This is a genomic window from Actinoplanes sp. NPDC089786 (assembly GCF_040684855.1).
Taxonomy (GTDB): Bacteria; Actinomycetota; Actinomycetes; order Mycobacteriales; family Micromonosporaceae; genus Actinoplanes.
Genome location: NZ_JBFBGU010000044.1, coordinates 16,304 through 28,948, shown reverse-complemented (window position 1 = coordinate 28,948; position 12,645 = coordinate 16,304). Strand labels below are relative to the sequence as shown.

Annotated in this window: 10 protein-coding genes and 1 pseudogene; 8 read left to right on the top strand and 3 right to left on the bottom strand. The window is 73.5% G+C overall.

Annotated features, from left to right (window positions below):
* Nucleotides 1-329: pseudogene (locus AB0O15_RS46490) on the bottom strand (hypothetical protein); the annotation flags it as partial.
* Nucleotides 330-449: 120 nt separating this feature from the next.
* Entirely contained in the window at nucleotides 450-857 is a 408-nt protein-coding gene (locus AB0O15_RS46485) for a nuclear transport factor 2 family protein (RefSeq protein ID WP_364334142.1), read from the bottom strand.
* A gap of 63 nt (nucleotides 858-920) precedes the next feature.
* On the opposite strand from AB0O15_RS46485, the gene AB0O15_RS46480 reads away from it, so the two are divergent.
* From AB0O15_RS46480 to AB0O15_RS46445, 8 genes are read left to right on the top strand one after another with little or no spacing between them, the layout of a single operon-like run.
* On the top strand, nucleotides 921-1,475 hold the full coding sequence (locus AB0O15_RS46480) for a helix-turn-helix domain-containing protein (RefSeq protein WP_364334139.1): 555 nt from the start codon (nucleotides 921-923) through the stop codon (nucleotides 1,473-1,475).
* A gap of 40 nt (nucleotides 1,476-1,515) precedes the next feature.
* Nucleotides 1,516-1,986: a chemotaxis protein CheW gene (locus tag AB0O15_RS46475; protein WP_364334136.1), complete on the top strand. Its 471-nt coding sequence runs from the start codon at nucleotides 1,516-1,518 to the stop codon at nucleotides 1,984-1,986.
* Entirely contained in the window at nucleotides 1,983-3,380 is a 1,398-nt protein-coding gene (locus AB0O15_RS46470) for a protein-glutamate O-methyltransferase CheR (protein WP_364334134.1), read from the top strand. Before AB0O15_RS46475 ends, AB0O15_RS46470 begins: the two co-directional genes overlap by 4 nt.
* A complete protein-coding gene (locus AB0O15_RS46465) occupies nucleotides 3,377-3,940 on the top strand; it encodes a chemotaxis protein CheW (protein ID WP_364334131.1) in 564 nt (187 codons plus the stop codon). The genes AB0O15_RS46470 and AB0O15_RS46465 overlap by 4 nt, the downstream gene beginning before the upstream one ends.
* Nucleotides 3,937-5,406: a methyl-accepting chemotaxis protein gene (locus AB0O15_RS46460; protein ID WP_364334128.1), complete on the top strand. Its 1,470-nt coding sequence runs from the start codon at nucleotides 3,937-3,939 to the stop codon at nucleotides 5,404-5,406. Before AB0O15_RS46465 ends, AB0O15_RS46460 begins: the two co-directional genes overlap by 4 nt.
* Nucleotides 5,406-7,454, top strand: a complete 2,049-nt coding sequence (locus AB0O15_RS46455; RefSeq protein ID WP_364334125.1) for a response regulator — start codon at nucleotides 5,406-5,408, stop codon at nucleotides 7,452-7,454. The genes AB0O15_RS46460 and AB0O15_RS46455 overlap by 1 nt, the downstream gene beginning before the upstream one ends.
* Nucleotides 7,451-8,506 carry a chemotaxis-specific protein-glutamate methyltransferase CheB gene (cheB, locus tag AB0O15_RS46450; protein WP_364334122.1) on the top strand — a complete coding sequence of 352 codons (1,056 nt, stop codon included), beginning with the start codon at nucleotides 7,451-7,453 and terminating at the stop codon, nucleotides 8,504-8,506. Before AB0O15_RS46455 ends, cheB begins: the two co-directional genes overlap by 4 nt.
* A complete protein-coding gene (locus AB0O15_RS46445; RefSeq protein ID WP_364334117.1) occupies nucleotides 8,503-10,497 on the top strand; it encodes a response regulator in 1,995 nt (664 codons plus the stop codon). Before cheB ends, AB0O15_RS46445 begins: the two co-directional genes overlap by 4 nt.
* Here AB0O15_RS46445 and AB0O15_RS46440 read toward each other — a convergent pair.
* Nucleotides 10,469-12,604: an N-acetylmuramoyl-L-alanine amidase gene (locus tag AB0O15_RS46440; RefSeq protein WP_364334114.1), complete on the bottom strand. Its 2,136-nt coding sequence runs from the start codon at nucleotides 12,602-12,604 to the stop codon at nucleotides 10,469-10,471. The genes AB0O15_RS46445 and AB0O15_RS46440 overlap by 29 nt on opposite strands.
* Between the last annotated feature and the right edge of the window lie 41 nt (nucleotides 12,605-12,645).

Here is a 12,645-nt window from a genome sequence, read left to right as displayed (position 1 = left end):
GCCTGGCCGCCCGGCCGCTGCGGGTTCGCGGCCGCCGCCGCGGCGGCCGCCGCCGTACCCGCCGCCGGCTTGCCCTGATCGCCCTGCGGCGCCACCACGGCCGGCGGCCGCGCGTCGGCCGCGCCGGGCAGGTCGGGGCGGGGCACCCCCGGGACATCCGGGGCCGAGCCGTTCATCCCCGACGGCAGATCCGGTACGCCCGGCAGCCCGCCGAAGTCCACGGCCGGCCCGTCAGGCGTGGTGTCCGCCCCCGCCGTTGTCGCGGCGACGGCACCAGCCAGCAACACCACCGACGCCGTCACACACACCACCACCAGCGGTTTCCGCATCCCCGAGCACTCCCAAGTCCACGCGTCGTGGCCGATCCACGTCGCCCTGGCCGGACCAACGCCCGACACCCCACCTGGTCACTTGCGGGTTCCGCCATTCGGCTGGACAATTCGGACGTTTCATCCGTTCGGGGATAGCGCGGCCGTCATTTTCATCGTGTCCTGGTATTCGCGCAGGTGGGTCACCTTGCCGTCGTGGACGGTCAGGACGGTGATGAAGTCGGCCGTGGCCCGGCGGCCGGTGGCCAGGGCGGTGGCGGTCAGCGAGTACTCGACGACGATCGTGGCCGGGTCGGTGGTGTCGTGGACGGTCCGGACGTCGCAGGCGTCGATGCGCAACGGCAGGGCGGCGCGCTCCGGGCCGGCGAAGGCCAGGAACGGCTCGCGGCCTTCGATGCGGCGCGGGCGGCCGGGGGCGGCGAACGGCCACTCGACCACCACGTCGTCGGCCAGGCCGGCGCCGGACAGGGCGCCGGGGCCGGTCAGCCACTGGTCGCGCATGGAGTCGAAGGCCTCGTGCGGTGTCATGGATCCCCCAAGGATAAGATGAGTGGCGACTCAGGTAAGGACGATAATGAGTGGTGACTCATCTTGTCGAGACCCTCGCAGGCCAGACCCCTGCGTGCCGATGCCCAGCGCAACCGGGTGAAGATCCTCGCCGCGGCCGAGCGGGTGTTCGCCGAGGGCGGCCCGGACGCCTCGACCGACGAGGTGGCCCGTCGGGCCGGGGTGGCCGCCGGCACCGTCTTCCGCCACTTCCCGACCAAGGCCGACCTGCTCCAGGCGTTGATGAAGGACCTGCTCGAGCAGGTCATGGCCGACGCCGCCGAACTGGCCACGACCGGCGACCCGGCCACCGGCCTGTTCGAGTTCGTCGACCGGCTGGTGCGGCGGACGGCGGCCAACCGCACGGTCGTGGGCCTGCTCGCCGTGCCGCTGAGCGGGCCGATCACCTCGCTGGCCGAGGTCGTGGGCCGGCTGCTGACCCGCGCGCAGGAGGCCGGCGCGGTCCGTTCCGAGGTCCGCCGCGACGAGGTCATGGCCCTGCTGGAGAGCACGTGCCAGGGCGCCCTGAGCGGCAACTGGACCGACGACCTGCGGGACCGCACCCTGGCCGTGGTCTTCCGCGGGCTCCGGGCCGAATGATTCTCGGAAATAACGGGCTAAATGTCGTTAATCTGGGCCAATGGCGCAGACCGAAGGGGCCGGCGCGGAAGGTGGAGCCTCGCTCGTCTTCCGGGCCGGGTCCATGCTGTGCGCCCTCCGCCTCGACGAGGTCATCGAGACCATGCGGCCCCTGTCCGTGCGGGCGCTCGCCGGCGCGCCCGCCTTCGTCCGGGGCATCAGCATCATGCGCGGCGTGCCCACCCCGATCGTCGACGTCGCCAAGCTGCTCGGTGGTGAGGACGCCGAGGCGGTGCGGTTCGTCGCGGTGCGCACCGAGCGGGGGCCGGTCGCCTTCGCCACCGGTGAGGTGCTCGGCGTGCGGCCCACGCCGGCCGGTGGCGCGTACTCCGGGCTGCTGAACGGCGCGTCCAGCCGGCTCGTGGCCGGCGTCGGCATCCTCGACAACCAGCCCCTGCTGCTGCTCCAGAGCATACGGGTGGTCCCGGACCACGTGTGGGCGACCGCCGCCGGCGAGGCGGTGGCGACATGATCGGGACCCGCGACGTGACCCGGTTCCGCACCCTGCTGGCGGCCAAGCTGGGCTGGACCTTCGCCGACAACGACGAGCCCCATCTCGCCCAGGAGCTGGCCCGGCGGGCCGCCGCGCACAACCTCGACCAGGAGGGCTACCTCCGGCTGCTGGCCCAGGACGGCCCGGACGAGCTGGCCGCGCTGGCCGAGGACCTGACCATCACCGAGACCTACTTCTTCCGGCACGGCGAGCAGTTCCGTGCCCTGCGGGACGTGGCGCTGCCGGAACGGATGGCGGCACGGGCCACCCAGCGGGTGCTGCGGCTGCTGTCGGTGGGGTGCTCGTCCGGCGAGGAGGCGTACACGCTGGGGATCATGGCCCGGCAGGTGCAGCCGGACCCGGGCTGGATCGTCTCGGTGCTCGGCCTGGACGCCAACCCGGCCATGGTGCGCAAGGCCGCTGAGGCGCGCTACTCGGCCTGGTCGCTGCGGGAGACCCCGGACGCGGTACGGGAACGCTGGTTCCGGTCGCACGACGGCACCTACGAGGTGGACCCGGGCATCCGGACGACCGTGCGCTTCCGGCGGCACAACGTCGCCGAGGACGACCTCGACGTGTGGCGCCCGGAGCAGTACGACGTGATCTTCTGCCGCAACCTGCTGATGTACCTCACCCCGGACACGGCCGGCACGCTGATCGCCCGGATGACCCGGTCGCTCGCCCCGGGCGGCTTCCTCTTCCTCGGCCACACCGACTCGCTGGGCAGCCGTCCGGACGGGCTGGAGCCGGTGCACAGCCACTCGTCGTTCTTCTACCGGCGCGGCGCCCTGATCGCCCCGCCGCCGGCGCCCCGGGTCGAGGTGCCGAAGGTCGCGCGGATCGCGGGCCCTCCCCCGGCGCCGGACCGCGCGCCGGACCGGATCCTCACGCTGATCCACCAGGAACGCTTCGCCGAGGCGCTGGCCGAGAGCGAGCGGTCGGCCCGCACCGACCCTAGCGACCTGCTCGTCCACGGCGTCCTGCTGGCGCAGGCCGGGCGGCTGCCGGACGCCGAGATGGAGGTGCGCGCGCTGCTCGACGCCAACGGCCTGGACGCCGACGCGCACCACCTGCTCGGCGTCTGCCTGGAAGGCGGCGCCACGGTGGACGTGGCCATCGGGCACTACCGGCTGGCCGCCTACCTGGATCCGGCGTTCGCGATGCCCCGCCTGCGGCTGGGGCTGCTGGCCCGCCGCCGGGGCGACCACCGGGGCGCGGCCGACGAGCTGGAGCGGGCCCTGCGCCTGCTGCGCGAGGAGCGCGACGACCGGATCGTGCTGTTCGGCGGCGGCTTCGGCCGGATCGCGCTGACCACCCTGTGCCGCACCGAGCTGGACGCCGCCACGGCACCGAGGGCGAAGGGGACGGGATGATGAGCCCGAGAAACGTGCTGGAACAGCTCGGCGGGCTGCGGGCGGAGTTCGACGACTCGTTCACCACGCCGGCGCGTCGGCACGACGTGGAGCACGACGAGCTGCTGGCCGTGCGGGCCGGCGGGCGGGCGTACGCGCTGCGTCTCGCACAGGCCTCCGGCCTCTGGCCGGACCGCCCGGTGACGCCCCTGCCCGGCCCGATCCCGGGGCTGCTCGGCGTGGCCGGCTTCCGCGGCGCCATCGTGCCGGTCTACGACCTGGCCGCGCTGCTCGGCCATCCGGTGCCGGAGCGACCGCGCTGGCTGGTGCTCACAGCCGGCGCCCCCGCGCTGGCGCTGGCCTTCCATGAGTTGGACGGCCACGTCCGGGTGCCGGCCGACACCATCGTCACCGAGGCCGCCGAGCACCCGCCCGGCTGCCTGCGCGGCATGGTCCCGCTGGCCGGCGGCACCCGCCCGATCGTCGACCTACCGGCCGCCCGCGCGGCCGTCCACCAGCTGACCGGCCACCCGGAACCGGCCGCGAACCCGGCGCAGCAGCCGGAAAGGAAACAAGGATGACAGCCCGACGCACCTTCGGCCGCCAGCTCGGCGGCAGCTTCGCCGTGGTGGTGGCGCTGACCCTGTTGATGGGCTCGGCCTCGGTGGCCGCGCTGCTCGTCGTGGTCAACGCCAAGGACCAGGTGATCGTCTCGGCCACCGAGTCCCTGATGGACGCGGAACGGCTGAACAGCACGATCGAGAACCGGATCAGCGACTACCGGGCCTTCCTGCTCTCCGGGACCACGGAAAACCTCACGCTGACCAACGACGGTCGCACCAAGTTCCTGGCCCAGGTGGCCGCCCTCCGCAACCGGCTGACCTCGCCGACCGAGCTGAACATGCTCCAGGCGGTCTCCGAGGCCGAGGCCGCGCACGCCGCCGCCCTGCTCCCGGTCATCGAGCGGCGCCGGACGATGACGTCGCTGACCAACATCGCCGAGCTGAACGCGTCCGCGGTCAAGCCGGCCCGGTTGAAGCTGGAGCGGTCGATCGCCGCGCTCACCGAGCGGGTCCGCGCCGACCTCGAGATCACCCGGCGCGAGTCGTCGACCCAGGCCATCCAGGCGATCGCCGTGATCTGCGCGCTCGGCCTGGTGGCGATAGCCGCGGCCATCATCGTCGCGGTCCGCTTGAACCGGGGCCTGCGCCGCGAGGTGGGCAGCGCGGTCGGGCACATCCAGAGCTCGTCGGCCCAGCTCGAGGCGGCCGCCGCGCAACAGGCGACGGGCAGCCGCGACCAGGCCAGCGCCATGAGCGAGATCACCACGACGATCAGCGAGCTGCTGATCACCTCCCGGCAGATCGCCGACAACGCCAAGCGGGTGTCGCAGATCGCCGAGGACACCGCGGGCGCGGCCGAGGCGGGCGACTCGACGATCGATCAGACCCGCCGGTCGATCCAGGCCATCCGGACCCAGGTCGACCTGATCGTGCAGCACATGCTGGCCCTGGGCGAGAAGTCCCAGCAGATCGGCGGCGTCGTCGACCTGGTGGCGGAGCTGGCCGAGCAGACCAACATCCTGGCCATCAACGCCACCATCGAGGCCAGCGGCGCCGGCGAGTGGGGCCGCCGGTTCGCCGTGGTGGCCGAGGAGATCCGCAAGCTGGCCGACCGGACGGCCGGGTCGGCCAAGGAGATCCGGACGCTCATCGACGATGTCCGAGGCGCGGTCAACACCACCGTGATGGCCACCGAGATCGGCGCCAAGAGCGTGGACGCGGGCAGCCGCCAGTTCGACGACGCCACCAGCTCGTTCCGCCGGATCGCCCAGCTCGTGGCCACCACGAACGACGCCACCCGGGAGATCGAGCTGTCCACCAAGCAGCAGACCACGGCGGTCGAGCAGGTGAACGTCGCCGCCTCGGACACCGCCCGGGTCACCCGGGAGACCGAGGCCAGCGCGGTGCAGACCAAGCAGACCGCGTCGCACCTGTCCAATCTCTCCGGTGAGCTGCTGCAGCTCGTCGGCACGGGACGCGGCTGATGGCCGACCCGCTGCGGTACTTCCGGATCGAGGCCCGCGAGCTGGTCGACCAGATCAGCGCGGCGGTGCTCGACCTCGACCAGGACCACGATCCCGAGGTGGTCGCCCGGCTGCTGCGGTACGCGCACACGCTCAAGGGCGCGGCCCGCGTGGTCAAGCAGCCGGAGATCGCCGAACGGACGCACGCCTTCGAGGAGGTGCTGATCGGGCACCGCGAGGGCGACCACCCGCTGGCCGCCGACGAGATGCGCGAGCTGCTCAGGCTCAACGACGAGATCGAGCGGCGGGTGGCCGAGCTGGAGCCCCGGGCGGCGGCCCCGGCGACCGAGACCGAGACCCGGGCCGAGGTCGCGGCCCCCGCTCCCGTCACGACGGCGGAACGGCGGGACACCAGCGACGTGGACGAGTTGCTGGACGCGATCGGCGAGGCGCACACCCGGTTCGCGCCGCTGCGCCGGGGCAGCCAGAGCCTCGACCGGCTGCACCGCGAGGCCGACGCGCTGGCCGACCGGCTGCGGATGGACCAGCCGGGCGCGGTGCAGGCGGCCCGGACCGCGGCGATGCGGCTGGCCGCCGAGTTCACCCAGCTCTCCCGGCGGCTGTCCGATGTGGTGGAACAGGTCGAGCGTGAGCTGGACGAGGTGCGGGGCCGGGCCGAACGGCTGCGCCTGGTCGCCGCGGCGAGCGTCTTCACCGTGCTGCACCGGGCCGTCCGGGACGCCGCCGACTCGCAGGGCAAACGGGTGCGCTTCGAGGCCCGCGGCGGTGATCTGCGGATGGACCCGCATGTGCTGACCCTGGTCAGCGGCGCCTTCCTGCACGTGGCCCGCAACGCGGTGGCCCACGGGATCGAGGCCGCGGACGCGCGCGAGGCGGCCGGCAAACCCGCCGAGGGCACGGTGGTCGTCGAGGTCGAGCGCCGGGGGCGCTTCGCGGCCTTCCGGTGTACGGACGACGGCCGCGGTTTCGACCTGGCCGCCGTGCGCCGGACCGCCGAGGCGCGGGGCCTGCTCATGCCCGGCAGCACCGAGCCGGACCAGCAGGCGCTGCTGGAACTGTTGCTGCGCGGCGGGATCAGTACCTCGGCCACGGTCACCGACGTGGCCGGCCGGGGCATCGGCCTGGACGTCGCCCGGGACGTGGCCGACCAGCTCGGCGGCGACGTCACGGTCCGCACCGAAGCGGGCCGTGGCGCCACCGTGGAGCTGGTCGTACCCCTGGCCCTGCTGTCGTTGAACGGGCTGGTCGTGGAGGCGGCCGGAACCGTGGCGACCGTTCCGCTGGACGCCGTACGCACCTGCCTCCGCCTGGACCGGGACCAGGTCGCCGCGGCCGCCACCGCGGGCCGGATCGCCCACGACGGCCGCGCCCTGCCCTTCCTTCCGCTGGCCCGGGCGCTCTACGCCGGCAACGCCGTGCCGGACTCCGGCTCGCCCGGCGTGGCGGTGATCGTGATGGCCGACCAGGACGCCGTGGCCGTGGGCGTGGACCGGCTGGCCGGGACGTCGACCCTGGTCGTCCGCCCGCTGCCCGACCTGGCCCCGGCGGCCGCGGTGATCGGCGGCGTGGCGATGGATCTGGACGGCAACCCGCGCCTGGTGCTCGACGCGCACGGCATGGTCGACGAGGTCACCCGGGCCGGCGGTTCGGCCGACGGCGCGCCCGCGGTGGCCGCGCGCCGCCTGCCGATCCTGGTCATCGACGACTCGCTGACCACCCGGATGCTCGAACGCAGCATCCTGGAGTCGGCCGGGTTCGAGGTGGACCTGGCCGCCTCCGGCGAGGAGGGCCTGGAGAAGGCCCGTCGCCGGGAGTACGCGCTCTACCTGACCGACATCGACATGCCGGGGATCGACGGCTTCACCTTCGTCGAGCGGACCCGCGCCGACCCGGAGCTGCAGCACGTGCCGGCCATCCTGGTCAGCTCGCGGGCCGGCGCCGAGGACCGGCAGCGCGGCGCCGACACGGGCGCGGGCGCCTACGTGGTCAAGGGTGAGTTTAACCAGGAGGAACTCCTGGCCCATATCCGCAGGCTGGTCACCGCATGATCCGGGTGCTGGTGGTCGAGGACTCCGCGACGATGCGCCACCACCTGAAGTCGGCGCTGGCCGCCGACCCGGAGCTGGTCGTGGTCGGCGAGGCGGTGGACGGCGGCGCCGCGGTGGAGATGTGCGGCCGGCTGCGCCCGGACGTGGTGACGATGGACATGATGCTGCCGACGATGAGCGGCCTGGCCGCCACCGAGCACATCATGGCCGACTTCCCGACGCCGATCCTGGTGGTGTCCTCGGCCGACCGGCGCGAGCTCTTCAGCACCTACAACGCGCTGGCCGCGGGGGCGGTGGACGTGCTGGAGAAGCCGCGCGGCGACGCCTCGGACGTGGGCTGGGAGCGGCGGCTGTGCCAGGCCGTCCGGCTGGTGTCCCGGATCCGGGTGATCACCCACCCGCGGGCCCGGCTGTCCCGGCTGGCGCCGGTCGCCCCGGCCCGGCCGGAACCGGTCGCCGCGGGCGAGCTCCAGGTGGTCGCGCTGGGCGCCTCCACCGGCGGGCCGGGCGCGCTCACCGAGCTGCTGCGGGCGCTGCCGGCCGGATTCGGTACGCCGATCCTCTGCGTCCAGCACATCGCGGCCAGCGAGCCCTTCGCGGTGGCCTTCTCCGACTGGCTGGCCGACCAGACCGGCCGCGCGGTCAGCTACGCCCGGGACCGGACGCCGCTGGGCGCGCTGGCCGGCCGCGTGATCCTCGCCCCGCCCGACCGGCACCTGTTCGTCCTGGACGGCGCGGTCCGGGTCGGCGACGGCCCGCCCCGGCACTCCTGCCGGCCCAGCGTCGACGTGCTGTTCGACTCGGTGGCGGCCGAGTTCGGCCCGACCGCGGCCGGCTGTCTGCTCACCGGCATGGGCCGGGACGGCGCCGAGGGCCTGCTGCGGATGCGTGGCCGGGGCGCGGTGACCTACGCGCAGGACGAGGCGAGCTCGGTGGTCTACGGCATGCCCCGGGAGGCGGCGCTGATCGGCGCGGCGTCGGCCCAGCTGTCCCCGGCGAAGATGGCGGCCCGGCTGGCCGAGCTGGTGACGGCCGGGGGTGTCCGGCGATGACCGAGCCACGGGTGCCGACCGTCCTGATCGTCGACGACAGCCTGACCGTGCGGATGGACCTGCACGAGTCGTTCGAGTCGGACGGCTTCGTCACGATCCTGGCCGCCACCGGCGAGGAGGCCCGGGCCGCGTTCGCCGACGCCCACTTCCAGGTGGCGGTGCTGGACGTGCTGCTGCCCGACGCGGACGGCTTGGAGCTGCTGCGCGAGCTGCGCGCCATGTCCGGCCGCGAGCAGGTGGTGACCGTGCTGCTGTCCACCGAGGCCGAGGTGGCGGACCGGATCCAGGGCCTGCGCACCGGCGCCGACGAATACGTGGGCAAGCCGTACGACGCCGGTTACGTGGTGGCCCGGGCCCGGCAGCTGCTGCACGAGCAGGTGCCCGAGCCCGAGGTGCGGAAGGTCACCGTGCTGGTCATCGACGACAGCCTCACCTTCCGCGAGCAGCTGCGCGGGCTGCTGGAGTCCGAGGACTACGTGGTGCTGACCGCCTCCTCGGGCGAGGAAGGCCTGCGGGTCGCCGCCGACCGCCGGCCCCAGGCCATGATCGTGGACGGCGTGATGCCGGGCATCGACGGCGCCACGGTCATCCGCCGGGTCCGGCTCGACCCGGCCCTGCGGGACACGCCGTGCCTGCTGATGACCGCGGCCGACGACTACGCCACCGAGGTGCAGATGCTCGATGCCGGCGCCGACGGTTTCGTCCGCAAGCAGCAGGACCTGGCCGTGGTGCTGGCCAAGCTGGCCGCCGTGCTGCGGCAGAGCACCGAGCAGCTGCCCATCGACCCGGCCGGCAGCCTGCACGGGCCGAGCAAGCTGCTGGCCCTGCACCCGGACCGGGACGAGCTGGGCGCGCTGGCCGATGCGTTGCGCGCCGACGGCTACGAGATCGCCGGGGCGGCCACCGCGGACGAGGGGCTGGCCCTGCTCGCCGCCCAGCCGGCCGACTGCATCGTGGTGGGCTACGACGGCGAGGACGGGCGCGCGGTCTGCCGGCGGATCAAGGAGGTGCCGCGGATCGGCGACATCCCGCTGGTGATGACCGGAACGCGGGACGACTCCATCCTGGACTGCCTGGCCGCCGGCGCCGACGACTACGTGCGCTCGGCCGACGGCCCGGAGGCGTTGCGGGCGCACGTGCGTACCCAGCTCAGACGCAAGCAGAGCCACGACGAGAGCCGGCGCATCCGCGAGGAGCTGAGCCGCCGGGAACTGGCGGCGGCCGAGGAACGCGCCGCGCGGCAGCTCGCCGAGACCCGCGCCGCGCTGGTCGAGGAGCTGGAGTGGCGCAACCGGGAGCTGGAGGCGTTCAGCGGCTCGGTGTCGCACGACCTGCGCGGCCCGCTGCAGGTCATCTCCAGTTTCGCCGAGACCATGCTGGACGAGGACGACGAGCCGCTGGGCGACCAGACCCGGCACCGGGTGCAGCGGATCCACGCCGCCGCCGGGCGGATGGCCGACCTGGTCGAGTCGCTGCTGATCCTGGCCCGGGCCAGCCGCGGCGATCTGCGCCGGCAGCAGATCGACCTGACCGCCACGGCGTGGGAGGTGACCACCGAGGTGCAGGCCCGTGACCCGGACCGCAAGGTGGAGTTCCGGGTGGCCGAGGGGATGTCCGCGAACGCCGACGAGGGCCTGGTCCGGGTGATCCTGGAGAACCTGGTCAACAACGCGGTGAAGTTCACCCGCCGGGTCGAGCGCCCGCTGGTCGAGGTCGGCCTGACCGGCGCCCGCTACTTCGTGCGGGACAACGGCGCCGGCTTCCCGGCGGGCCAGGCCGGTGACCTGTTCCGGCCGTTCGCCCGGCTGCACTCGGCCGCGGACTTCCCGGGCACGGGCATCGGCCTGACCACCGTGCACCGCGCGGTCGAACGGCACGGCGGCGAGATCTGGGCCGACGGCGAGGACGGGCGGGGGGCGACCTTCTGGTTCACCCTCCCGCCCGAGGGCCGAGCCCGCTCCACTACTTCAGATAAACCAGATCATCAATGAACACCCCGGCCGTGTTGGTCTTCACCAGCTGGACGGTGTGCTTGCCGTTGGACAGCGTCGAGCTCCACACCATCTGCCGGTAGAGCGTGCTCTTGCCCTTGGTGTTGACGCCGGCCTTCTTCTTGCCGTCGACGTAGACGTCGAAGGTGCCGGTGGCCGTGGTCTTGTTCACCACGACCCCGGCCGCCGTGCCGGTGAACGACCAGGTGAGCTTGGCGCCCTTGGCCCCGGCGTACATCGACCTGCCGTTGAGGTAGTTGCTGTTCGCCTTGCTCGTCCAGGTGCCGGAGCGGGTGGACGTGGAGTCGGCCAGCAGCATCGGCGTGCGGGCGACCGTGGTGATCGCCGCGTTGCCCGGCATGTCCACCGCCCGCATCTGGTACGTGCGCGCGGTTCCCGGCTTGCCGGTGAGCGCGTACGAGGTGGTCGCCCCGCCGAACGCCACCACCGACGGCTGGGTCATCCGGATCGAGCCGAGCTTGACGTTGTCGGTGACCTTCCAGGTCGCGGACATCGGCACCGCACTGGTCGAGACCGTGCTGTTGCGCAGCACCACGTTCAGCTTCGGGTTGAAGACCGGCGGCGCCACGTCGGCGGTGATGTTCGCGCCCGGGGTGAGCCCCGAGCTGCCGTCCGTGCGCTGCGACCGGATCTGCACCTTGCGGACGCCCGGGGCCAGCCCGGTGACCGGCGCCGACCGCGCCTCGGGGCCGACACTCGACGCCACCCGGCCGTCGACCAGCACGTCGAAGCCGCTCAGCTCGCCGGCCGGCGTGGTGGTGGCCCAGTTCATCGTCACGCTGTTCTTGACGTAGTAGTAGCCGCTGTTGGCCACGCCGCCGGTCGGCGCGCGGAGCACCAGCGTGCCGTCGGCGCCGCCGGCCAAGGTCCGGATCGACGGCAGCTGGCCGTAGAGCTGGGTGCCCGGGCACTCGGTGATCACCGCGTCCATGTGGCCGGAGATCCGCGGGAACGTGATCAGGTCACCTTCCCGGCGGGGGAACTTGTTGTTGTCGTTGACGCCCAGCCTCACCTGCGAGCTGCCGAGCGTGCCCAGGTTGTACTGGGCGAGCTTGGCCGCGGCGACCCGGGCGATGACCGTCTTCACGACCTCCGGGACGCCGATCGTCCGGTAGTCGCCCAGCACCGCGACCGCGGACGTGTCGGTGTTGAAGCCGTAGGTGTGCGCCCCGATCACCGGCCGGTCCAGGCCACCCTTGCGGCCCTCGTAGAGCACGCCGCACTTGTCGACCATGAAGTTGTAGCCGAGGTCGTTCCAGCCCCGGTTCTTCACCTGGTCGGTGAGGATGCTCCGGATGATCTTCGGCGCGTCGGCGCAGGCGTAGGTGTTGCTGCCCGCGGTGTGGTGCACCCAGAAGACCTTGACCGCGCTGCCGTACTCCGGCGGGTCCTTGACCAGCGTCTCGTCGGCGCCCCACTGGGCCCGCGTCTTGTAGGCCGGCAGCGGCACCGCCGCGCCGCCCTGGCCGCCGCTCTTGCTCTTCGGGGCGGCCGGCGCGGCCGTGCCCGGGTCGATCAGGTTGAGCTGGAGGCCCTTGGGCAGCGGCCCGGCGGTGTTGGCCACCCGGGCCGCGACCGCGTTCGACTCGCCGACCCAGATGCCGCCGGTGCCGCCGCGGACACCCTTGGCCTCCGCGCCCTGCGGCGCCTGGGCCTCCTCGGTCTCCAGCGTCTGCCAGCCCGACCACTGACCGGACTTCGCCGACCGGGTCCGCACCTCGACGTCGCCGGTCGGGCGGTCCTTCGGGTCGGTCCAGGTGATGCTGACCATGCTGAACGGGTCGGTGGCCTTCTCGGGCAGCTCGGTGCTCGCGGCCTTGGTGTCCCGGGGCGCCAGGCTGACCGGGCGGGTGGTGGCGCGGGCGGGCTTCAAGGCCTTGCTGGTGACCGGCGTCGTGCCCGCGCCGGCCGCGTCGACCTCGGCGACCGGTTCGGCGTCGCCGGGCGGCTCGGCCGCGACCGGCGGGTCGTAGAACTTCGCGCTCGCCGTGGTCTCGTCCTTCGGCCACGCGAGCGCCACGGTGGTCGCGCCGGCGACCACCAATGCCGACGCGGCGACCAGAGCGATGGTCCGCCCCTGCTTCACCTGTGCTCCCCCCGGCCCCGCGCCACCTGCGCCGGACCGCC

Excerpts from the sequence above, each read along its gene's own strand:
- AB0O15_RS46470 (WP_364334134.1), top strand. The coding sequence starts at position 1,983 with ATGATCGGGACCCGCGACGTGACCCGGTTCCGCACCCTGCTGGCGGCC.
- cheB (WP_364334122.1), top strand. The coding sequence starts at position 7,451 with ATGATCCGGGTGCTGGTGGTCGAGGACTCCGCGACGATGCGCCACCAC.
- AB0O15_RS46460 (WP_364334128.1), top strand. The coding sequence starts at position 3,937 with ATGACAGCCCGACGCACCTTCGGCCGCCAGCTCGGCGGCAGCTTCGCC.
- AB0O15_RS46455 (WP_364334125.1), top strand. The coding sequence starts at position 5,406 with ATGGCCGACCCGCTGCGGTACTTCCGGATCGAGGCCCGCGAGCTGGTC.
- AB0O15_RS46475 (WP_364334136.1), top strand. The coding sequence starts at position 1,516 with ATGGCGCAGACCGAAGGGGCCGGCGCGGAAGGTGGAGCCTCGCTCGTC.
- AB0O15_RS46485 (WP_364334142.1), bottom strand. The coding sequence starts at position 857 with ATGACACCGCACGAGGCCTTCGACTCCATGCGCGACCAGTGGCTGACC.
- AB0O15_RS46465 (WP_364334131.1), top strand. The coding sequence starts at position 3,377 with ATGATGAGCCCGAGAAACGTGCTGGAACAGCTCGGCGGGCTGCGGGCG.
- AB0O15_RS46445 (WP_364334117.1), top strand. The coding sequence starts at position 8,503 with ATGACCGAGCCACGGGTGCCGACCGTCCTGATCGTCGACGACAGCCTG.